Consider the following 21,804-nt stretch of genomic DNA (forward strand, 5'->3'; position numbering starts at 1 on the left):
GAAAATCAAACAGGAGGGAGACAATGAAAGGCCAACACCTGACCCAATTCCTGATTTCCGAGCAACGCCGGGTGGGCGGCACAGGCGAGTTGACCCTGTTGCTGACCGATATCGCCGGGGCGTGCAAGGGCATCGGCCACGAGGTGAACCGCGGCGCCCTGGCGGGCAACCTGGACAGCATCGGCAGCCACGAGAACATCCAGGGCGAGGTCCAGAAGAAGCTGGACGTGCTGTCGGATGAAATCTTCGTCAATTCGCTGAGCTGGACCGGCCATCTGGCCGGGATGGCCTCCGAGGAACACGACGAGATCATCCCGATCCCGGAAGGCTATCCCAGGGGCAAATACCTGATCTGTTTCGATCCCTTGGACGGTTCCGGCAATATCGAGGTGAACCTCAGCATCGGCACCATCTTCTCGGTGTTGTTGGCCCCGAACGACAATCCCACCGCCGAGGATTTCCTGCAGCCGGGCACGAAACAGGTGGCGGCGGGCTTTTGCATCTACGGTCCCACCACCATCCTGATCCTGACCACCGGCAACGGCGTCAACGGCTTCACCCTGGACCGCAACGTCGGCGAGTTCATCCTCACCCACCCGAACATCACCATCCCCGAGGATACCTCCGAGTTCGCCATCAACATGTCCAACCACCGCTTCTGGGAAGCCCCGATGCGGCGCTATGTGGACGAGTGCGTGGCGGGCAAGTCCGGCGGGCGCGAGAAGGATTTCAACATGCGCTGGCTGGCGTCGATGGTGGCCGAGGTCTACCGCGTCTTGATGCGCGGCGGCCTGTTCACCTATCCGATGGACGAGAAGCTCAAGACCAAGGGCGGCCGCCTGCGCCTCCTGTACGAGGCCAACCCGATGTCCTTCATCGTGGAGCAGGCCGGCGGCATGGCCTCCACGGGCCGCGAGCGCATCCTGGACATCCAGCCGGTTAGCGTGCATCAGCGCGTGCCGGTGATCCTGGGTTCCAAGAACGAGGTGGCGCGGGTGGTTTCCTACCACCTGGAAGGCTGAGCCTTTAGCCGGTCGGAAAGCCCGGTCGCGAGGCCGGGCTTTTTTGTGCCCGTTATCGGGCGGGGTCCAAAGCGGGCTTTGGACCCCGAATATACCGCTCGACCGGGTGGCGGCCGGGGACGGGATCAGGCCGGTTCTTTGTCGGGCTGGCCGAGCAGGCTGTGGACCGCTTCCAAGGCCCGGTCCATCAAGGGCTTCTTGGCGATGGGCACGATCCGGGTCTCGCCCCGCGCCATCTCGTGGCAGAGGGTGCGCATGGATTTGACCGCGACCTGGATGCCGCCCTGGTCCACGAAGATGTAATACGAGGTGTGGGGGCTGAACCAGGACAGCTTGGCCCGGATGCGGGCCTTGGTCTCGGGGACGCCGAACTCGAACCAGGTGCCGAGCTTGACCACCTTGAGGATTTCGGCGTACCGGGCCACGTCCGGCGGCAGGTGTTTGGAGAGCGGCTCGGTGGGCGGGAGCGGCGGGTCGATATCGCTCCAGACCGCGCGGTCGGATTGGATTTCCGGCGGGGCGGGGGTGATATCCAGTTGGATATCGGGTAGCGGGCCGGGCGGCGGCTCCAGCAGGTTGCGCGTTTCCTCTTCCTCTTTTGCGCTCAGGAGGTCGTGGAACACGGCGTCGATATCGTTTATCACCGACTTGGTGTTGACCTCGGGGTCGCCGATGAGGGCGAGGCCGTCCTGGATGCGGCCCTTGAGTCCGGGGAGCGTATCCCGCAGTTTGTGCCGCTCCGCCGGGCTGGGTTTGGGTTGCACGCTCCAGACGAGATCGGTCACCACCTGGATGCCGTCCCGCCATTGCGGGCTGTCCTGGCCGTTGCGCAGGTAGATCAGCACCAGGAGGTTGGCCCAGGAACCCATGACCAGGGTATCGATGGTCTTGGGCAGGGGATGGTCCCAGGTCATATCGACCAGCGCCCTGGACACCGCCTGCCGGGCTTCCCTGAGGCGCTCGCGGCCCTTGGCGGCTTCCACCGAGCGCTTTTCCATGGCCTCGGAGCGGTGGCCGAACTGGTCGACGAAGGCGGTGAAGTCCTCCAGCAGGGTGTTGAACAACCGGGTGTCGTCCTCGAAATCCTGGACGACGCGCTCGACCACCCCGCGCATCCTGGCGAAGATGCCTTGGGCGTCGCCCTCGCCGTTGCACAACGCCCCGGCCTGGGACAGGGCGTTCAGCAGGCGGCGGGCCGGATGTTTGTTGCGGAAGAAAATCTTGCGGTCCAGCATCGCGACCTTGAGGTAGGGCGTATGCAGGTGGCTGAGCAGCGCCTTGATCGAATCGGGCAGGCTCTTGTCGTTGAGGATGAACTCGAACAGCATCCCCACCAGGTCGATGATATCGGCGTCGGCGCTCGAGACCTGTTGTTCCTGCACCAAGGTGGCCAGCGCGGCGGACTGCTGGGCGAAGTTTTCCTTGACCGCGTCCAGGGGCATCTGGGCGAACGACACCTGGGCCAGCGGCGGGACGTTGGATTGCAGGGTGTTGAGCGACCGCATCAGGCTGGCGTAATCGGTGTGCGCCGCGCCGACGGCCCGCGCCGGCCGCGCCACGGGGGCGGGTGCCGCTTCCTCCGGGGCGTGGCCGGGAAGCGGGTATTCGCCGTCCCCCTCGTCGTCCAGGGGGACGAGGGGGGGCAGGGGCTCCCGCCGCCGGTGCGCCAATAAATCCTGGATGCCCTGGAACAATTCATGTTCCGGGGTGGCTTCGGGTTCCTCGTCTTCGGGTTGGGGCGGGGGCGGGGCGGGGGCGGGAGGGGGTTCGACGGGTTGGGGCGGTGTCGGCTTGAGCAGGCTGGAGCCGGCGGTCGCGGACTCGAAGCCGATGGCCTCCAGCGACAGGTGGGGCAGGATGCCGCCCAGGACGAGTTCCTGGTTGTAGGCTTGGTAGAGTCCGTCCGCCTGCTGCATGATGCGCCGCTCGAACTCCCCCGCCCATTGGATCAACAGGCCGGATTCCACCTCCGGTCCCAGGGCTTCCAGGGCGGTTTGCATGGCGTCGCAGATTTGCGCGGGGCAGCCCGGCAGGCCCGGATGGGACTCGCCCAGCTTGACGCCCCCGGCCAGTACCGCCAGCCGGTGGTTCAGGGCCAGCAACTGGCCCATGTAGGCTTCGTTGGCCTTGCGCGTCACCTCGCCATAGGCCAGGGAAACCTCGTAGTCGTCCTGGTCGATCAGGCTGAGTTTGCGTTGCTGCTGGGCCACCGGGGTCCTGAGCGGTTCGGCCTGCCCGGCGGCGAAATTATCGAAACCCTTGGCGATTTCCCCGGTGAAGATTTGCCGGAGGCCCGCTTGGTTGAGCAGGGCGGTATGCATGACCTCGAAATAATGGCCGCGCTGCTGGTTGGTTTCGGCGTTTTCGGCCAGTTGCAGCATGAAATCGTCCAATTCATCGAACATGGCCTCGAACAACCCGCCGAACCCCTCGACCACCCGGTCCCGGCAAGCCCGCAATAAATCCAGGTAACGCGGGAGTATGCCTTGGTGTGCCGCCTCTGTATCGCTGGAATGGGTTTTGTAAGGGTCCATCGTATGCAGTCTCGTGATTTATGCTGGGAATTGCGCGGGATGCGGAAAGCCGGGCGATGGGGTTTTTATCGGGCTTGCCATGGTGGCGATGCGTGGCCGCGATACATCCACTGCCGGATGGGGAGGATTCCGCGGTAAAACCCGTATCCCGAGGAAGCGCGTGGCTGGAAACGCAGGCGTCCCATTGGTCGCGACCGGGACTTAGGGTAAATTGCCGGGGTTTTGGGCGGGGCCGGCCAGAGGCGCTCCTGGGCTATGCCCGCGCAGTCCATGGGGCTGGATGATCCCGGTGGCATAGGCCAGCAATAGCAGCAAGAACAACCCGATGGACAACGCGATGCGGACCGTGAGCGCCTTGACCGTGCGCTCGGAGCGGTTGGGGTCTTTGAGCAAGTAATACAGCGCCGAGCCGAGGCTGACGACGATGACCAGGAGTATCAAGAGGATAATTGCCTTCACGGGAAATAGATGCCGATGTGTTTGCCGGAATTCCGGGGGTTCCGGGCTTTGCGCGACGGGGGTGATGTTTGAATCATTATAGCTTTAAACCGGGTTGGGGTATGTCCCTGCTATTTGCCATGGGCTTGGGTTTGTTCCTGTCCTTGGGGATTTGGCAATTGCATCGCGCCGACGAGAAGAAGGCTTTGATGGCCGCCCGCGAATCGCGCGGCCAGGATACCCCGCTGCGCCTGGATGGACAGCAGGCCGACCTGGAAGCGCTGCGCTACCGCCGGGTCGTTGTCGCGGGCGAATACGATGCCGCCCATCAATTCCTGCTCGACAACCGGATGCGCGGGCAGCAGCCGGGCTACGAGGTGTTGACGCCCTTGCGCATCGCCGGCAGCGGGATGGCGGTCCTGGTCAACCGGGGTTGGATGCCCCTGGGCCGGGACCGCGCCCGGCCCCCCGAACCCACGCTGGGGGCGACGGCGGTGCGGCTGTCCGGCGTGGTGGAACATTTTCCGGCGGTGGGATTCAAGCTCAAGGGGGCGGAGGTGCCCGCGCCCGGCTGGCCCGCCCTGGTGCAGGTGGCGGAACCGGAGGCGCTGGCCGGACGGCTTGGTTATCCGGTGTTGCCGTATCAGGTATTATTGGACGAATCGGCAGGCGAGGGCTATGTCCGCGCTTGGCGGGAGAACCGCCTGACGCCGGAAAAGAATCTGGGCTACGCCCTGCAATGGTTCCTGTTCGCCCTGGTGGCGGCTGTGCTGTATGTCCGGCATGGCTTCGTCGCCGGGAAACGCGCCGCGAGCCCCGACCCCATCGACTGACCCTGCCCATGACACCACGACCGCATCCCTCCCAATGGCGCAGCCGCGCCGTGATCGTCATCATCGCCCTGCTGGCGGTGATTCCTTTCGTCCTGGCTTGGTATTACGCCAAGCATCCCGAACTCATCGCCAGCCGCAGCAATTACGGTCGGCTCGTCCTGCCGCCCCGGCCCATCGATCCCGCCGGGTTGCTGAAAAACCCGGTCAGCCCACCGGAAGCCCTGGCCGGGATCAAAGGGCGCTGGGTATTGCTGCATGTGGCGTCGGGCGGGTGCGGGGCGGTGTGCGCCGACACCCTGCACAAGACCCATCAGGTCCGGTTGATGGTCAACAAGGATATCGCCAGGGTCAAACGCCTGCTGCTGCTGCCCGCCGGCACCCCGGTCCAGGCCGATGCGGCCTTGCGGGGCGACGACGATCTGGTGGTGGCGGGCGCTTCCGAGGCCGTGGCCCGCATCCTGGCCGAAGCCGCGGAGGGGCCGGTCGCCGACGACCGGGTGTACCTGCTCGATCCCTTGGGCAATCTGGTGCTGTGGTACACGGGCGGCTTCGATCCCTACGGGCTATTGAAAGACCTCAAGCATTTGCTCAAAGCCTCCCAGATCGGCTGAACCGGACCCTTTCCAGGGCGGCGGCGGGACAACCCCGCCCATCGCAACGACGCGATAAATAACAAGAAACGACAAGCTAGGACCATGTTCAGAAAACTGACCTTTTTAACCCTGTTGCTGGCCTTCTGCGTGGTGGCGGCGGGCGCCTATGTGCGTATTTCCGATGCCGGCCTGGGTTGCCCGGATTGGCCCGGCTGCTACGGCAAGCTATGGGTCGAGCCGCCCCAGCCCGGTTCCGGCGGGGCCGGAGCGGGCTTCGACGCGGTGAAGGCCTGGAAGGAAATGGGCCATCGCTATCTGGCCGGTGCCTTGGGCGTTTTGATGCTGGTCCTGGCGGGGCTGGTGTTCACCGTGCGCGAGAACCGGGGCCGGGCCATCGCCTGGACCTACACCGGGCTGGTGCTGGTGGCGGGGCAGGCCGCGCTGGGGATGTGGACCGTGAGGCTGCATGTGCTGCCGCCGGTGGTGACGGGGCATCTGTTGCTGGGTTTGTTGACCCTGGCTTGCTTGTACCGGCTGTTCCTGACCGTGGGGCCGCAGCACGCCCCGGTCGGCGAGACCACGGGCCTGCGCTGGCTGGGCCGGTTCGGGATGCTGGCTTTGTTCGCGCAGCTATTCCTGGGCGGCTGGGTGTCGTCGAATTACGCCGCGCTGTCCTGTCCCGATTTCCCGACCTGCCTGGGCGAACCCTGGCCCGAGGCCGATTACGCCGGGGGTTTCGAGATTTTGCGGGCGCTGGAACCGGGCTATCTCGGGGCTTTGTTGCCGCCGTCCGCCTTGGTCGCCGTGCATTGGGCGCACCGGATCGGGGCCGGGGTGGTGTTCGTGCTGCTCAGCATCCTCGCCATGGGCGTGACCTCCAATCCCAAGGTGCCGCGCCTGAGCAAGGCCGGTTTGCTGCTGAGTTTCCTGTTGCTGGTGCAGGTCGGGCTGGGGGTGGCGGCGGTGCTGTTGCGCCTGCCGGTGGCGGTGGCCGTGGCCCATAGCGTGGTCGCTGCCTTGCTGCTGCTGGTCTTGGTGCATATCCAATACTTCCTGGGCGTGCCGCGCCGGGCCGAGGCACCCGCGCGACGTCCGCTGCCGGTCGGGAAGGAAACCCCTATCGGCGAGCTGCCCACCGAAATCGAGTTGCCGCCCACCTTGGTGCCACCGCCGAAGTTGGAGGTTCCGGCGCCCGTCCCGGCGGACAACCTGTTCGGCAGGCTCAGGAGCGGCCTGGGCAAGACCCGCGGCGGCTTGACCGGCTTCCTGGCCGATCTGGCCCTGGGCAAGAAGGCCATCGACCGCGATTTGCTGGACGATATCGAAGCCCAGTTGCTGACCGCCGACATCGGCGTCACCGCCACCCGCGATATCGTCGATCACCTCACCGACAGCCTGGACCGCAACCAACTGGCTGATGTGCGCACCTTGACCGCCAAGTTGCGCGAATACCTCTACGACATCCTGGCCCCGGTCGATGCGCCCTTGGTGATTCCGCCCGAGACCCGGCCCTATGTCATCCTGGTCGTGGGCGTCAACGGCGTGGGCAAGACCACCACCATCGGCAAGCTGGCCAAGCGCTTCCAGCAGGATGGGCATAGCGTGATGCTGGCGGCGGGCGATACCTTCCGCGCCGCGGCGGTGGAGCAATTGCAGACCTGGGGCGAGCGCAACCATGTCCATGTGGTGGCCCAGCATACCGGGGCGGATTCGGCCTCGGTGATCTTCGACGCGGTGCAGGCGGCCCAGGCCCGCAATATCGATGTCTTGATCGCCGACACCGCCGGACGCCTGCACACCAAGTCCAACCTGATGGACGAACTCAGCAAGATCAAGCGCATCATGCGCCGTCTGGACGAGACCGCCCCGCACGAGGTGTTGTTGGTGGTGGATTCTGGCACCGGGCAGAACGCCATCAACCAGGCGCGGCAGTTCAACGACGCCGTGGGCCTGACCGGCATCGCCCTGACCAAGCTGGACGGCACGGCCAAGGGCGGGGTGATCTTCGCGCTGGCCAAGCAGTTCGGGATTCCCATCCGCTATATCGGCGTGGGCGAGGGCATCGACGATTTGCAGGACTTCGACGCCAAGCAGTTCATCGAGGCTTTGTTCGCGGAATAGCTGCGGGATCGAACCCCGTCCGCGCCTGGACATCGGCGCGGGCGGGGTTGTGTGTTATTGGCCGATGGCGTCGATCTTGAAGCGCTGGCCGCAGTCGCCCGCGCCGGGGCTGGGTTCGGCCTGCGCGACCAAGGTTTTCAAGTCGCCCTTGGGATCGAGCGGGGCGGGCAGGTTGATGGCGACATCGACCAATAGCCCTTTTTTGCAACCCAGGCTTATCTTTTGGCTCGCGCCCGCGCCCAGCGCCGCATCCACCTGTTGGAAGAATTCCGCCGTCTCCACCGACTGGCCGATATGGTCGCCGACGAAGCGGGCCAGGCCCGAGTCGTTGAATTCATGGTCCAGCCGGATCGCCAGCGCGAAATATTCATCGGGTGCCCAATCCCCGCAAGTCCCATGCTTATGCCATTCATGCCGTTCCAGGCAGGAATCGGCGGAGACGCTGGGCATCACCACCCCCAATCCTGCGCGCACCGGCCCGCCCAATTCCACCGGGGGATAAGCGCAGAAGCCGCCTGCCGGTTTGTCCTTCACCGCGCCGCAATAGGTGTAATAGCCCTGTCTTTGGCCGCAGCCCTTCTGGTTGGGCCATAGGCCGTGCAGGGTGAAGTTGCGGGCCTGGAACGCCTTGCGGTCGTCGATCCCGCATTCGCTTTTCTCGCCATGGCTTTGGCAGAAGGCCGGTTGCCAGCTTAGGGCCAGGACGTGGCTGTCGGCATGGCGGGCGATGTGGCAGGCATCGCCGTTGGCGGGTGGCGGCGCGGAACCTTGGGCCGTGAAGCTGCCGCAGGCTTTGCCGACCCAGCGGGCGGTGCCGTCCTTCGCGCCCGGCACCTCGATCTGGTAATAATCGGGGTCGGTGGGCCTGTTGAATTGGATGACGGGGTAATCGGTGCCGGGCCGGGTTTGGACGTGGTCGGGATTGGTCTTTTTATTTTTCGAGAGATAGGCTTCGCAGGCGGTATCGGCGTGGAAGCTGCCCAGGTTGGCGGCTTGGGCCGGAGGGAACAGCCCGGCCACGCCCAAGGCCAGCGCGGCGCATACAAAACAGGAATGGCGCGGTTGCATTCGGATTCGCTCCTCGATGGGATGGGTGTATGGCCCGGATGGAATCCGGGGCGCGGGCCGCATCGGCCCTGGGCGGCATCATCCGGGGTGCGCGGGCGGATGTCGATCAAAAACCGCCGCTCAACTCAACAACACCGCCACCAGCCCGGTGATGAATATCCCATCGAACGTCCCGGCCCCGCCGATGGAGGCCATCGGCGCGTTCATCGCCCGCACATCCTTGAGCCTGAGCAAATCGGCCCCGATCAACACCCCCAGCGAACCCGAGATATAGGCCAGCGCGGCGCGGTATTCGCCGCCCAGCCATACCGCCAGCAGCGCCGCCGACACCGGGGCCACCAGCATCGGCATCCCGATGCCGATGCCGGGGATCGGGCGGCTCAGCGCGTAGCTGATGGCGGCGACCGCCGCCGTCGCGCCCAGCACATGCAGGGGCGGAATCGCCGCGTGGCGCAGCAGGAAGCCCGAGAAGAACACCGGCACCAAACAGCCGCCCACGTTCACCGCGATCTGGATGCGGCCCGTGAATGGCAGCAGCGGACGCCGTAGCAGCCCGTGGTACAGGCGGTCGATGTCGGGATGGGGCGGGTCGGCTTTCAGGCTGAACAGCGGCAGGTTGATGGCGCTGCCGAGCAGGGAGGTCAGCAACAGGGTGAAGGCGGAGTCGGGGTCTAGCCCTAATTTCTCGAAGCTCAGGGCGATCAGCCCGAGGTTGATGCTGAAGACCAGCCACAGCAACAGGCCCATGAACAGGAATAGATAGAGGGGCGAGAAGGGAGAACGCATGGGCGGGTGTGGCGGGTATAGGGAAGGGCGGGGCCGCGACCCTTGGGGCCGCGGCCCGTGAAGGTCATTCGACCTTGATGGATTGGCGTTTGGCGCTCTGGACCTTGGGGATCGTCAGCTCCAGGACGCCATCCTTGAAGCTGGCCTTGGTGTTCTCGCTATCCACCGCGCCCGGCAGTTGGATGATGCGCTGGAATTCGCCCCGGCTCGTTTCGCGCCGGTGATATTGGCCTTTTTCTTCCTGCTCGTCCTTCTGGACCGTGGCCTTGAGGCTCAGGGTGCTTTCTTCCAAGCTCACTTCCAGGTGGTCCTTGCTGACGCCGGGGAGTTCGGCCCGGACGCAGTATTCGGTGTCGCGGTCGATCACGTCCACTTTGGGCATCCGCCCGCCGAAAACGGGGGATGCGCCCAATTCCGGCCAGTGACGGCCTATGAACATGGGCGATAGCCAATGACGCCGGACCTCGTCGAACCATTGGTCGAACTCGTCGAGCGGGCTCAGGACTTGGCCCTTCGGAGTTTGGGGGACGGTTTGGTTTTGGGTGGGTTGCTGGGTGTTGAGTTCGGTAGCCATGATCTTGCTCCTTTAATCTCATAACCAACGTGGGGAGGCCGGTTCCGGCCTGTTCCACCCAAGGAAATGGGGGCGGCGGCGGGGGATTTCAATGGCGAAAAACCGGATTGCGATGGGTGTCTTGTATTTACCCCGGCATCCCGACATCATGGGTGGGTCAACCTAACTTGGTCAGGTAAAGAGATGAGTACTTATACGATTTATTCCGCCAAAACCCACTTTTCCCGGCTCATCGAGGAGGCTTGCGCCGGCGAGGAAGTCGTCATCGCCCGTGGCAAGCAGCCGTTGGTCAAGTTGGTGCCGATAGAGGCCAAACCGCCCGCACGGGTGTTCGGGGCCATGAAGGGTCGCGCCAGCGTGACCGAGGCGTTTTTCGAGCCTTTGCCGGAAGACGAGTTGCGGGCGTGGGAATCATGAAGTTATTGCTGGATACCCATGCCTTGTTGTGGTGGCTGGATGGGGATGAGCGTCTGCCGGAGCCGTGTCGGGAACTGATCTGGAATGAGGACAATATCGTTTTGGTCAGCGCGGCCTCGGCCTGGGAAATCACCACCAAGGCGCGTTTGGGCAAGCTGCCGGGGGCGGTCGCGGTGGCGGCGGATTTCCGAAAATGCTTGGCCGCCCAGGGTTTCACGCCTTTGGCGATTTCCCTGGATCACGCGGTGCGGGCTGGAAACCTGCCCGGTTCCCATCGCGACCCGTTCGACCGGATGTTGATCGCCCAATCCCAAGCGGAGGGGGTTCCGCTGATAAGCAACGAAACCTTGTTCGATCAGTACGGGATTCGGCGGATTTGGTGAGGGCGTTCCCCGCCGGGAGGGCGGGGAACGCGCTTGGTAGCTTTTACACTTCCCGCCGCATATGCGGGAACAAGATCACATCCCGGATCGACGGGCTATCGCTGAAGAACATCACCAAGCGGTCGATGCCGATGCCTTCCCCGGCGGTCGGGGGCAGGCCGTATTCCAGGGCGCGGATATAGTCGGCGTCGTAGTGCATCGCCTCCTCGTCGCCGGAATCCTTGTCCTCCACCTGCCGCTTGAAGCGCTCGGCCTGGTCCTCGGCGTCGTTCAACTCGGAGAAGCCGTTCGCCAACTCCCGCCCGCCGACGAAGAACTCGAAGCGGTCGGTGATGAAGGGATTTTCATCGTTCCGCCGGGCCAGGGGCGATACTTCCGCCGGATATTCGGTGATGAAGGTCGGCTCGAACAGCTTGTCCTCGACGGTCTTCTCGAAAATCTCGGTCTGGACCTTGCCCAGGCCATCGCCCGCCGCGATCTTGATGCCCAAGCCTTGGGCGATACGGACGGCGCTGTCGCGCTCGGCCAAATCTTCCGCCTTGATCTCGGGGTTGTAATGCAGGATCGATTCCAGCACCGTCATCCGCCGGAACGGCTGGGACAGGTCGTAGGTTTCGCCTTGATAGGGAATTTCCAGCGTCCCCACGAGGCTCTGGGCGATGCCGCGCAGCAATTCCTCGGTCAGATCCATCAGGTCGCGGTAATCCGCGTAAGCCTGATAGAACTCGATCATGGTGAACTCGGGGTTGTGCTTGGTCGATAGCCCCTCGTTGCGGAAGCTGCGGTTGATCTCGAACACCTTCTCGAACCCGCCCACCACCAAGCGCTTCAGATAAAGCTCCGGCGCGATCCGCAGGTACAAATCCATGTCCAGCGCGTTGTGATGGGTGATGAAGGGCTTGGCGCGGGCACCGCCCGGAATCACCTGCATCATCGGGGTTTCCACTTCCAGGAAGCCGCGCTCGGCCAGGAACTCCCGGATATGGCGCACGATGGCGCTACGCAGCAGGAACACCCGCCGCGAATCCTCGTTCATGATGAGATCGACATAGCGCTGGCGGTAGCGGGTTTCGTTGTCGGTGAGGCCGTGGAATTTCTCCGGCAAGGGCCGCAGCGACTTCGACAACAGGCGGACGCTGTGCGCCTTGAGCGAAAGTTCGCCGGTCTTGGTTTTGAACAGCGTGCCCTCGACCCCGACGATATCGCCCAAATCCCAGCCCTTGAATTCCTGGTAAGCGCCTTCCGGCAGGCCGTCGCGTTGCAGGAAGATTTGGATGCGGCCCGACATGTCCTGGAGATGCGCGAACGAGGCCTTGCCCATGATGCGCTTGGCCATCAAGCGCCCGGCCAGTTTGGCGGGCAGGGCTAGGGCTTCGAGGTTCTCGGCGGTTTCCTCGCCGAACTTGGCGTGGAGTTCCTGCGCCAGGGCGTCGCGGCGGAAATCGTTGGGGAAGGCCACGCCTTGTTCGCGGATCGCGGCCAGCTTCTCGCGGCGCTGGGCGATCAGGCGGTTGTCTTCCGGGTTGGCTTCCGCCGCTTGGGTTTCCAATTGTTCTTCGTTGCTCATCTTATAAACCACTCTTCAAACTGGCCTCGATGAAGGGATCGAGGTCGCCATCCAACACGGGCTGCGGGTTGCTGGTTTCGTAGCCGGTGCGCAAATCCTTGATGCGGGATTGATCCAGCACATACGACCGGATTTGGCTGCCCCAGCCGATATCCGATTTGGAATCCTCCAGTTTCTGTTTCTCGGCGTTGCGCTTCTGGATTTCCATTTCGTAGAGCTTGGCGCGGAGTTGCTTCATACACCAATCGCGGTTGGCGTGCTGGGAGCGCTGGCTTTGGCATTGCACCACGATCCCGCTGGGGACATGGGTGATGCGCACGGCGGATTCGGTGCGGTTGACGTGCTGGCCGCCCGCGCCGGAGGCCCGGTAGACATCGGTGCGGAGGTCGGCGGGGTTGATGTCGATGTCGATGTTGTCGTCGATCTCGGGCGAGACGAACACCGAGGAAAACGAGGTGTGGCGGCGGTTGCCGGAATCGAACGGCGATTTCCTGACCAGGCGGTGGACGCCGGTTTCGGTGCGTAGCCAGCCGTAGGCGTATTCGCCCTCGAAGCGGATGGTGGCGCTTTTGATACCGGCCACGTCGCCAGAGGATTCTTCCACCAGTTCGGTCTTGAAGCCGCGGCGCTCGCCCCAGCGCAGGTACATGCGTTCCAGCATCGCGGCCCAATCCTGGGCTTCGGTGCCGCCGGACCCGGCTTGGATGTCGAGGAAGGCGTTGTTGGGGTCCATTTCGCCGGCGAACATGCGGCGGAATTCGAGTCCCGCGACTTGGGATTCGAACTTCGCGAGGTCGGCGGCGACCGATTCGACGCTGTCCTCGTCGTTTTCTTCCACGGCGAGTTCCAAAAGTTCCTCGGCGTCGGCGATGCCTTGTTGGAGCGAGGTGAGGGTATTGACCACGCCTTCGAGCAGGGTGCGTTCCTTGCCCAGGGCTTGGGCGAGTTCGGGCTTATCCCAGATTTTGGGGTCTTCGAGTTCGCGGAGGACTTCGGTCAGGCGTTCGGCTTTGATTTCGAAGTCAAAGATACCCCCTAAGGGCCTCCTGGCGGCCCCTCAGGTCTTTGATTTGGTTGTAGAGCGGGTTGAGTTCGCGCATGGTCGTTGGGGTTTCCTGTGCTGGTTAAAGGGGTGGGGATGCTAGCACAGAATGGGGGATTCGGCCCCGCCCTTGCTATGTGACTACTCCTCCGGGGAAGGTCCAAGGCATTGCCGTTTCCATTCGTCGCAAAGCTTGCGGAAAGAGCGGCTATTCCGGCGGGCTTGTTCGAGGTCGATGAGTTGGGAGAAAGCGGATTGATCGTTGATTTCATCGTAGCGGCCATCCCGCTTGCGTTGCTTGATCCAGCCTTTGGCGTCGCGGTTGATTTCGGGATCGATGGGTTGTCCCGAAAAGCAGAAACCACGCTTGCCATCCAGGGAAAGGGCTGCGGCGATGAACCACGCCTCGTATTCCCGGTTCGCGATGACCACCGATACGCGGCGATGCGGCACGACTTGCTTGGCCCGTTCCAAGACCTCCGCGCCGAGTTGGGCGGGGCAATCGTCGTCCGCGTCCAACAAGATCAAAATCCAGCCCGAATCGCCGCATTTGGCGGCGGCCAACAGCAACATCCGCCTGAATTCCTCATCGCGGTTCAAGAAGCGGTCGCGGCGGGTTTTGATCGGATTCAGCACGTCGATCCACTGGTCCGGCGATAGCCACAGCGCCAAACGGCGCAGCAGCACCGGCAAGGCCCGCACTTCGCCATCGCCCTCGACGATGGGAGACACCTTTGTCATGGCTCGATGGATCCGAATAGGTCGGGTTGCCGGTTTTTTTGTTGGTCCAGCCAAGCCCGGTCCGGCTCCAATTGGTTGAGCCGCAGCAGTTCGCCCGCCGAGAACAAATGTCCGTTCAGGGCTTCGCGGGAGGCCGGGTCCACAGGGGCGATCCGGGTTTCGCCGCTTTCGGAAATGACGGCCAGCAGGGATTCGGCGGGTACTGAGGAAGAATCCAGCAGGTCCGGGCTATGGCTGGTGACGATCACCTGGGTTTGCTCCGAGGCCCGTTGCAGCGCCTCGCGCAAAGCCGATGCCGCCGCCGGATGCAGGGCGGTTTCCGGTTCCTCGATGCCGATCAGCGAAGGGGAATAATCCTGGTTGCCTTGGAACAGGGCGGTGAGTACGCCGAGCGCCCGCAAGGTTCCATCCGACATGTTGATCGCGTGGAATTCCCAAGGATATTTCGAACCCGCCACGTCTTGACGAAATTCCAGCGATTCCATCGGTCCCACCTGAATGCGCTTAACGCCGCGGACCATGGGGACGACGGTTCGTAGATACTCTTCAATGATTTCGATAGACTCGGGCTTGCTGCGCCGCAAATGGTTCCAGACACTGGCGATATTTTCTCCAACAGGCTTTAGCAGGCGGCCATCCTGGGGTTTTTGTAATTCGCGGATAAGTTTGGGATTCAAGTTATAAAAGCCCATGGCGGTCAAGGCTTCATAAACCGGATGGAACGCAGCCAATCCAGACACCGCAACCAACGCCAACCTATCCGCCGTAACCACTGGAAATACTGATTCACTGGATTCCTTCAGTTTGCCGCGTTCGAGCCGGAAATATGGCCCTTTGCCTTTGCCCGGCAACGCACATTCCTCGGTTTGAACTTCGTAGCCTCCTTTGGACAAAGCGCCCACATTGAAGGCGTAATGCCCGGTTTGCCCGTCCCGCAGGATGAATTCCAACCGGATGCCGAAATGGGTCGGATGGCCGCTGGAACGGCGCCGCACTTCGGAGAGTCCACCCCGCTCGTCTAGGGCGTTATCCAGCGTGCTCGCCAGGGCATCGCGCACGAAATGCAGGGCATCTAGGAAATTGCTTTTGCCGGAACCATTGGCCCCGACCATATAGGTCAGCGGCCCCAAGCGCACATCGCAGACGGCGATGCTCTTATAGTTGCGGAGCACCACGCGGGTTAGAAAGATGGGTGCGGTCATCTATGCTCCTGTTCGATGGAATGGCCTCGACCGGCGGTTCTTCAAAGGTACGCAAGCACGCTTTGCAAAGCAACCATCGATGGCCCGTAAAATTGTAACAGCCTGACCTGCTATTCCGCGCAATCGGTAGGCTGCGGTATCCCCGCAGTTGTGACAAGCGAATATTCGGTTGCCAAGCACGTCCGGCGGGAATGACACCCTTCCCTATCCTACGAACGGAATAGGGTAGGCTATCGCTTCGCCGCGCCCTTGGCGACGATGGGTTTTCCGCAGTGCAACAGATGCCGGGTTGATCGGAGTAGAATCCGGCTCGAACCTCAATGTTCGTCTATCGCCAGGAATGGATTCCTATGGACATTTTCAATGTAGATATATCGTCCCCCGAAATCTGGTTTTCTTTCATTGCCCTCGCGTTCATGGAAATCGTGCTGGGCATCGACAATATCCTATTCATTTCCATCCTGGTGGCCAAACTCCCGGTCGCCCGGCAGTTTTCCGCTCGCGTGGTTGGCCTGGGCTTCGCGCTGGTGCTACGGGTGCTGTTCTTGATGGGGGTGGTCTGGCTGACCCGTTTGGTGGAGCCGGTGGCCGAGGTCGCCGGGATGACGTTCTCCTGGCGCGATCTGATCCTGCTCGCGGGCGGTGTCTTCCTGATCGGCAAGGCCACCACCGAAATCCATGGCACCGTCGAAAGCCGGGAAGCGGACTCCAAGACCGCGCCTGCCCGGCTGTTCGGTCTGGTGATTGTCCAGATCGTATTGCTCGACCTGGTTTTTTCGATTGATTCGGTGTTGACCGCCATCGGTATGAGCGACGTCCTCGGGGTGATGGTGGCCGCGGTGTTCTTGTCCATCCTTGTGATGTTGGTGGCTTCGGGGCCGCTGTCGAGATTTATCGAACGGCATCCGACGACCAAGATGTTGGCGCTCGCCTTTTTGCTGATGATCGGCATCGCCTTGGTTGCCGATGGGCTCGGATTCCACATCCCTCGTGGATATCTTTATTTCGCGATAGTCTTTTCGGCGTTCGTCGAGTTCCTGAACTTGCTGCGCGGGCAACGGCGGAAACCCGGAAAAAACCCACCGGCCCTCCAGGAAAGGCGGGGTGGGTAATTACGCCGACGGGGAAGCGGTATACCTGATTGTTTCTCAGGTATACCTTTGAACAAGCGGTCCGGATTTATACCGGGGGATAACCCAACGGTTCCAGCCTATGAACTGCGGTCGAGCAACTCCCATTGCTGATGTTGCCGTAGTTCATGCCTTTCGTCCGAGCAATCCGTGTCGGGCATCGCCAAACAATCTTCGTATTCCCTTTCCAAGACAGCCTCATGATCGTATCTGGGCGGGCCGGGTGTATAAGAGATGCAGCCCGTAATGATCAGGGTTATGGTCATGATGAGGGTGGCTATGAGCTTGTTCATGGATGGACTCCTTTGATTTTGAATAAAAAGGTAGCCATTGTTAATCCCAAGGGAGTAACTTATAAAACTTTAGACAGCGTGGATCGGATTAAATTCCGCGGTAACTACGGTGGCCGTTTCCAGCCACGATGCGAGGCGGCACTGATTAGAATCATCCTGGAAAAACCACCGACTTTTCCGGGAAATTGTTGCCAAGCGCATTCATCGCGGAAAAAACGCCCCCGCCTACGGCCTATCGGAGACACATCCCAGGGCTTGACAAGCCCGGTGTTCCCCACTAAAGTTTCGACACGAAACAATAGTGGTCTGGGCTTTTGCCATCATCGTTCCCCGGATTTCTCGATACCGCCCTGGATGAATAAAAGGCGCGGATGGATAGGGCATTGTCCGAGGTTTTTTGACCCTGCCGGAATCGGTATCCATGGCCTGGGGCTATTGTGGGGCGTCGATAATCCAAAGAGAGAGGAAACAGCCATGAACGCACAAGTCAGCGAAGAGAAAGATTTATTCTGGGGCTATGTGGCGCTGGTGACCACATTGCTGGTGGTGGTGGTGGCGATGGTCAAGTTGAGCGAGAACGACAAGTACGATCCCATCCGCCAGCAACAGGCGGAAGAAACCGCGCAGATGAATATCCGCGTGATCCATTGAGCGGGAGGGCTGGACGATGAATATCCTGATGAAATCCGGTTTGTCCCTGGCGGCGGCGCTGGCCCTATATTGTGGCAGCGCCCCGGCTTCGGAATATATCTACCGCGACCTGTTGGGCAATACCTTGGCCTCGCGGCAGTGCGCGGCCAAACCCGACGCCGAACAGCGGGCCAGCGATGCCTATACCATCGGCAAGTTCGCCAAGCGTTTCTGCGAAACCCAGGGCTATGGCTGGTATGTATCGGAGCAAAAAGCGCCGGGCAAGCTGGTTTGCGAACCCTGCGCCGGGACCGATGCGGGGTATCGCTGCCATGTGGAGGATGTCGAGGTATCTTGCAAACGGCTCAAACCCGGCTCGGCGGGGTTGATTCCCGGTAAAAGCTAGAGTATTTCCGATTTGGGTTTACCCCTCGGCCGTAGGGTGGGCATGTCACCATGCCCACCATTTTTGCGTTATCCCGGTGGGCACGGCATACGTGCCCACCCTATAGGTAACGTGCTTTCATTATCCCGCCAATTCCCCCACCAATTTCTCCACGAATCCAAGTTTCGCCTCCGGTCCGTCGAAGCTAGCCGTGAAACGCAGTTTGTCCGGCCCGTCCAACTTGTAGACCTTGGGTTGGGTTTGGATCAGGCGGATCACTTTGAGCGGATCGATGGGCGGATTCGGATGGAACAGAATCCGCCCGCCGGTCGGTCCCGCCTCGATCTTGCGGATACCCAGCCTCTCCGCCTTGAGTTTGAGCGCGGTGATGGCGAACAGCACCTTGGTCTGCGGCGGCAATAGGCCGAAGCGGTCGATCATCTCCACTTGCAGCGCCCGGAGTCCTGCGTCGTCGCGGGCGTTGGCGATGCGCTTGTACAGCACCAAGCGGGTGTGGGCGTCCCACAGGTAATCGTCGGGGATCAGGGCCGGGGCTTGCAGATCGATCTCGGGGCCGGCTTCGTGCGGGAGCAGGTCGAGGTCGGGTTGCCGCCCGGATTGGAGCGCTGCCACCGCCCGCTCCAGCATTTCGGTATACATCGTCAGGCCGATTTCCTGGATTTGCCCGCTCTGCTCGTCGCCCAGCAATTCGCCCGCGCCGCGGATTTCGAGATCGTGCGAGGACAGCATGAAACCCGCGCCCAGTTCGCCGCTGGCCTCGATGGCTTCCAGGCGCTTGATGGCGTCGGCGGTCATCAGCGCCTTGGACGGCACCATCAGATAGGCATAGGCCCGGTGGTGCGAGCGCCCGACCCGGCCCCGGATCTGGTGCAATTGCGCCAGGCCCAGGGTGTCGGCGCGGTTGATGACGATGGTGTTGGCGCTGGGCACGTCGATGCCGCTTTCGATGATGGTGGTGCAAATCAGCACGTTGAAGCGCTGGTGGTAGAAATCCAGCATGATGGCTTCGAGTTCGCGTTCCGGCATCTGGCCGTGGGCGGTGCGGATGCGGGCGATGGGCACCAGTTTCGCCAATTCCCGCGCCATCTTGTCCATGGTCTCGATCTTGTTATGGAGGAAATAGGCTTGGCCGCCGCGCTTGATCTCGCGCAGCAAAGCCTCTTGCACCAAGGCGTCGTCCCATTCGCTGACGAAGGTCTTGATGGCATGGCGGTTGGGCGGCGGGGTGGCGATGAGGGAAATATCCCGTAGCCCCGACATGGCGAGGTTCAAGGTGCGCGGGATCGGGGTCGCGGTCAGGGCCAGGAAATCCACCTCGCTCCTGAGCTTTTTGAAATGCTCCTTCTGGGTCACGCCGAAACGGTGTTCCTCGTCCACGATCACCAGCCCCAAATCCTTGAACTTCACATCCTTCTGCAACACCTTGTGGGTGCCGATGAGGATATCGAGCTTGCCCTCGGCCAATTCCTTCAGCGCCTGGTCCTGCTGCTTCTTGCCGACGAAGCGCGACACGGTCTCGACCCGGATCGGCCAGTCGGCGAAGCGGTCGCGGAAGTTCTGATAATGCTGCTGGGCCAGGAGCGTGGTCGGCACCAGCACCGCCACCTGCTTGCCGTTCTGCACCGCCACGAAGGCGGCCCGCATCGCCACCTCGGTCTTGCCGAACCCCACGTCGCCGCACACCACCCGGTCCATGGGCCGGGGCGAGGCCATGTCGCCCAGGCAATCGAGGATGGCGCTTTCCTGGTCCGGGGTTTCCTCGAACGGGAAGGCGGCGGCGAAGGCCAGATATTCCTCGGTCTGGGTTTGATGGCCGAAGCCGAGCCGGGCGGCGCGTTTGGCGTGGATGTCGAGCAATTCCGCCGCCACGTCGCGCACCCGTTCCAGGGCTTTGCGGCGGGCTTTGCGCCATTGTTCGCCGCCGAGTTTGTGGAGGGGGGCCGCGTCCGGGTCGGCCCCGCTGTAGCGGCCGATCAAATGCAGCGAGGACACCGGCACGTAGAGTTTGTCGCCGCCCGCGTATTCCAGGGCCAGGAATTCGGTGTCGATACCGCCCACGGTGAGCTTGGCCAGTCCCAGGTAGCGGCCCACGCCGTGGTCCTGATGCACGACCGGGGAGCCGACATCCAGTTCTTCCAGGTTGCGGAGGATTTGGTCGAGCTTATGGCCCCCGGCGCGGCGGCGGCGGCGGCGCTGCTGGACCTTTTCGCCGGACAGCTGGGTTTCGGTGACGATGGCGAGCGGCGGTTCCTCCAACCATAACCCGTGGTCCATCGGCGCGATGACCAGGCAGGGACCTTCGGGCCGGTCGAGGAATTCCCGCCAGCTTTCCACCACCTTGGGCCGCAGCCCGGTCTTGCCGAGTTGTTCCAGCAAAGCCTCGCGGTGGCCGGCGGTCTCGGCCACGAACAACACCCGGCCCCGCAGTTCGGCGATGAAGGCGGAGAGGGCGGCGGCGGGTTGCTTTTGCTTGGGGTCGAGGGCGAGCGGGGGTAGCGGCTTGCAGGCGTAGACCGTGCCTTCGGCATCCGAATCCGCCGGGTCGATTTCGATCCGGGGATAGGCCGAGAGCCGTTGTTCCAGCGTTTCGGGGTCCAGGAATAGCGCCGCGGGCGGCAGCGGCGGCTTGTCGATATGGCCGGAACGCTGGCGGTAACGCGCTTCGGTTTCGGCATGGAAGGCGCTGGCGGCGGCCCGTGCCGCCCCGCGCAGTACCACCACCGCGCCCTTGGGCAGGTAATCGAACAGGGTTTCCGTGGTGTCCACGAACAGCGGCAGGTAATACTCGATCCCGCCCGGCGCGATGCCCTTGCTGACATCCAGATACAGCGGGTTGTTGGACGAGGCGTCCGGGAAGTGGAGGCGGAACGCCTTGCGGAAGCGCGTGATGGCGGTCTCGTCGAAGGGGAATTCCCGTGCCGGGAACAGGTTGATCTCGCCGACCTTCTGCGCCGAGCGCTGGGTTTCCACATCGAAGGTGCGGATCGATTCCACTTCCTCGTCGAACAGTTCGATGCGGTAGGGCACCCCGCTCCCCATCGGGAACAGGTCGAGGATGGCCCCGCGCACCGCGAATTCCCCATGCTGCAACACTTGCGACACGCATTGATAGCCGACGCTTTCCAGGCGTTGGCGGGTTTCTTCGAGGCTCAGGCGGTGGCCCGGTTTCAGGACGAAGGTATTGCCCAGGACGTGGCTGCGCGGCGTCAAGCGTTGCATCAGCGTCGCCACGGGAGTGAGCAACACGCCCTGTCCGGCCCGCGCCAGCGCGGCCAGGGTCTTGAGCCGCTCCGATACGATCTCGGGCAGCGGCGAAAAAATATCGTAGGGCAGGATTTCCCAATCCGGGAAATGCAGCACCGGGGCCGCCCCGCCCAGGAAGAAGGCGATCTCGTGTTCCAGGCGCACCGCCGTTTGGGTGTCCTCGGTGGCCACCAGGAACAGCCGCTTTTCCCGCAAAACCGCCTGGGCCAAGGCCAGCGCGTCGGCACAGCCTAAAAGGTTCCGCCAAAGGGCCGGACCGCCCGCGTCCTGGGTGGAGGCTGGGGTCGTGGGAGTCAAAGGAGTGGTGGGTGGGGCTGGGTTCATGCTGGGAAATCCGTGCGGAGGCTATTCGGGAATCCGGGATTATCGCCGGAAATGGCGGGAAAAGCTTTCATGCGTGCGGCTCTAACCCGGAAGTTCGGAATGAACAGGCATGCCGATAGTTTAAACCAGGGGATTTGCCGGGGCGGGATTCCTTGTATTGCCGATCCCGCTTGCGGGGATCGGGTACGATTATCGCCGCTTTGGCAGGATCGGCCCATGGGCCGCGCCATCGGCGAACCTGGGCCGATGCCGGGGTGTTGGGGCGGGCGGTATGTCGGCGCGGAAAGCCTGGGATTGCCCGGCGTAATGGGTGGCTCGCCAGGACCATGCCTTGGGGAATGGCCGTGGTCGGCCTTGCCATAAGGCATCGGCGTATTAAAAGCTAACCCTGGGAAAACTTGGAAGCTTCCCACCAAGAATGGTTCTCATATGACAG

20 protein-coding genes are annotated in these 21,804 nt (G+C 62.7%); 9 read left to right on the forward strand and 11 right to left on the reverse strand.

Annotated elements, in window-relative coordinates; genetic code table 11:
• The first annotated feature begins 23 nt into the window (after positions 1-23).
• Positions 24-1,022, forward strand: coding sequence for a class 1 fructose-bisphosphatase (locus K5658_RS05565; protein ID WP_221065981.1), 999 nt, complete (start codon positions 24-26; stop codon positions 1,020-1,022).
• A 125-nt stretch (positions 1,023-1,147) separates the two neighbouring features.
• Here the strand turns inward: K5658_RS05565 and K5658_RS05570 are convergent, their stop codons facing one another.
• A complete protein-coding gene (locus K5658_RS05570; protein ID WP_221065982.1) occupies positions 1,148-3,556 on the reverse strand; it encodes a DUF1631 domain-containing protein in 2,409 nt (802 codons plus the stop codon).
• A gap of 201 nt (positions 3,557-3,757) precedes the next feature.
• Positions 3,758-4,015 (reverse strand): twin transmembrane helix small protein, encoded by a 258-nt coding sequence (locus K5658_RS05575; protein WP_246628573.1) that lies wholly within the window; start codon positions 4,013-4,015, stop codon positions 3,758-3,760.
• Positions 4,016-4,116: 101 nt separating this feature from the next.
• Between K5658_RS05575 and K5658_RS05580 the strand changes: the two genes are divergently transcribed.
• From K5658_RS05580 to ftsY, 3 genes are all read left to right on the forward strand, one after another.
• Entirely contained in the window at positions 4,117-4,827 is a 711-nt protein-coding gene (locus K5658_RS05580; protein WP_246628574.1) for an SURF1 family protein, read from the forward strand.
• Positions 4,828-4,835: 8 nt separating this feature from the next.
• On the forward strand, positions 4,836-5,438 hold the full coding sequence (locus K5658_RS05585) for a hypothetical protein (protein ID WP_221065983.1): 603 nt from the start codon (positions 4,836-4,838) through the stop codon (positions 5,436-5,438).
• Positions 5,439-5,522: 84 nt separating this feature from the next.
• On the forward strand, positions 5,523-7,541 hold the full coding sequence (gene ftsY, locus K5658_RS05590; RefSeq protein ID WP_221065984.1) for a signal recognition particle-docking protein FtsY: 2,019 nt from the start codon (positions 5,523-5,525) through the stop codon (positions 7,539-7,541).
• 54 nt (positions 7,542-7,595) lie between these two features.
• Here the strand turns inward: ftsY and K5658_RS05595 are convergent, their stop codons facing one another.
• The 3 genes from K5658_RS05595 to K5658_RS05605 all read right to left on the reverse strand — a co-directional run bounded on the left by K5658_RS05595 (position 7,596) and on the right by K5658_RS05605 (position 9,969).
• Complete coding sequence (locus K5658_RS05595) at positions 7,596-8,609, reverse strand: ribonuclease T2 family protein (protein ID WP_221065985.1); 1,014 nt, start codon at positions 8,607-8,609, stop codon at positions 7,596-7,598.
• 120 nt (positions 8,610-8,729) lie between these two features.
• The gene (locus K5658_RS05600) at positions 8,730-9,395 is read right to left on the reverse strand and encodes a DUF1614 domain-containing protein (protein ID WP_221065986.1); all 666 of its coding nucleotides are present in this window, start codon (positions 9,393-9,395) and stop codon (positions 8,730-8,732) included.
• 64 nt (positions 9,396-9,459) lie between these two features.
• A complete protein-coding gene (locus K5658_RS05605; protein ID WP_221065987.1) occupies positions 9,460-9,969 on the reverse strand; it encodes an Hsp20/alpha crystallin family protein in 510 nt (169 codons plus the stop codon).
• Between the two features lie 183 nt (positions 9,970-10,152).
• On the opposite strand from K5658_RS05605, the gene K5658_RS05610 reads away from it, so the two are divergent.
• Positions 10,153-10,386, forward strand: a complete 234-nt coding sequence (locus tag K5658_RS05610; RefSeq protein WP_221065988.1) for a type II toxin-antitoxin system Phd/YefM family antitoxin — start codon at positions 10,153-10,155, stop codon at positions 10,384-10,386.
• Positions 10,383-10,769 (forward strand): type II toxin-antitoxin system VapC family toxin, encoded by a 387-nt coding sequence (locus K5658_RS05615; protein WP_221065989.1) that lies wholly within the window; start codon positions 10,383-10,385, stop codon positions 10,767-10,769. Before K5658_RS05610 ends, K5658_RS05615 begins: the two co-directional genes overlap by 4 nt.
• A 43-nt stretch (positions 10,770-10,812) precedes the next feature.
• Here K5658_RS05615 and lysS read toward each other — a convergent pair whose 3' ends face one another.
• From lysS to K5658_RS05635, 4 genes are all read right to left on the reverse strand, one after another.
• A complete protein-coding gene (lysS, locus tag K5658_RS05620; RefSeq protein ID WP_221065990.1) occupies positions 10,813-12,336 on the reverse strand; it encodes a lysine--tRNA ligase in 1,524 nt (507 codons plus the stop codon).
• 1 nt (position 12,337) lies between these two features.
• A protein-coding gene (prfB, locus tag K5658_RS05625; protein ID WP_221065991.1) for a peptide chain release factor 2 occupies positions 12,338-13,436 on the reverse strand; the annotation gives its coding sequence in 2 pieces (ribosomal slippage) (positions 12,338-13,360 and positions 13,362-13,436; 1,098 coding nt in all).
• 83 nt (positions 13,437-13,519) lie between these two features.
• Entirely contained in the window at positions 13,520-14,119 is a 600-nt protein-coding gene (locus K5658_RS05630; protein ID WP_221065992.1) for a DUF4276 family protein, read from the reverse strand.
• Positions 14,116-15,321: an AAA family ATPase gene (locus K5658_RS05635; RefSeq protein WP_221065993.1), complete on the reverse strand. Its 1,206-nt coding sequence runs from the start codon at positions 15,319-15,321 to the stop codon at positions 14,116-14,118. Before K5658_RS05635 ends, K5658_RS05630 begins: the two co-directional genes overlap by 4 nt.
• Positions 15,322-15,671: 350 nt before the next feature.
• On the opposite strand from K5658_RS05635, the gene K5658_RS05640 reads away from it, so the two are divergent.
• The gene (locus K5658_RS05640) at positions 15,672-16,433 is read left to right on the forward strand and encodes a TerC family protein (RefSeq protein ID WP_221065994.1); all 762 of its coding nucleotides are present in this window, start codon (positions 15,672-15,674) and stop codon (positions 16,431-16,433) included.
• Positions 16,434-16,531: 98 nt separating this feature from the next.
• Here K5658_RS05640 and K5658_RS05645 read toward each other — a convergent pair whose 3' ends face one another.
• Entirely contained in the window at positions 16,532-16,744 is a 213-nt protein-coding gene (locus tag K5658_RS05645; RefSeq protein ID WP_221065995.1) for a hypothetical protein, read from the reverse strand.
• Positions 16,745-17,218: 474 nt separating this feature from the next.
• Between K5658_RS05645 and K5658_RS05650 the strand changes: the two genes are divergently transcribed.
• Both K5658_RS05650 and K5658_RS05655 read left to right on the forward strand, forming a co-directional pair.
• Positions 17,219-17,395 carry a hypothetical protein gene (locus K5658_RS05650; RefSeq protein WP_221065996.1) on the forward strand — a complete coding sequence of 59 codons (177 nt, stop codon included), beginning with the start codon at positions 17,219-17,221 and terminating at the stop codon, positions 17,393-17,395.
• Between the two features lie 16 nt (positions 17,396-17,411).
• Positions 17,412-17,780 (forward strand): hypothetical protein, encoded by a 369-nt coding sequence (locus K5658_RS05655; RefSeq protein ID WP_246628575.1) that lies wholly within the window; start codon positions 17,412-17,414, stop codon positions 17,778-17,780.
• A 120-nt stretch (positions 17,781-17,900) separates the two neighbouring features.
• Here the strand turns inward: K5658_RS05655 and mfd are convergent, their stop codons facing one another.
• Entirely contained in the window at positions 17,901-21,368 is a 3,468-nt protein-coding gene (mfd, locus tag K5658_RS05660; RefSeq protein WP_221065997.1) for a transcription-repair coupling factor, read from the reverse strand.
• Positions 21,369-21,804 lie beyond the last annotated feature (436 nt).

The sequence above is a fragment of the Methylomagnum ishizawai genome, from assembly GCF_019670005.1.
Taxonomy (GTDB): Bacteria; Pseudomonadota; Gammaproteobacteria; order Methylococcales; family Methylococcaceae; genus Methylomagnum; species Methylomagnum ishizawai.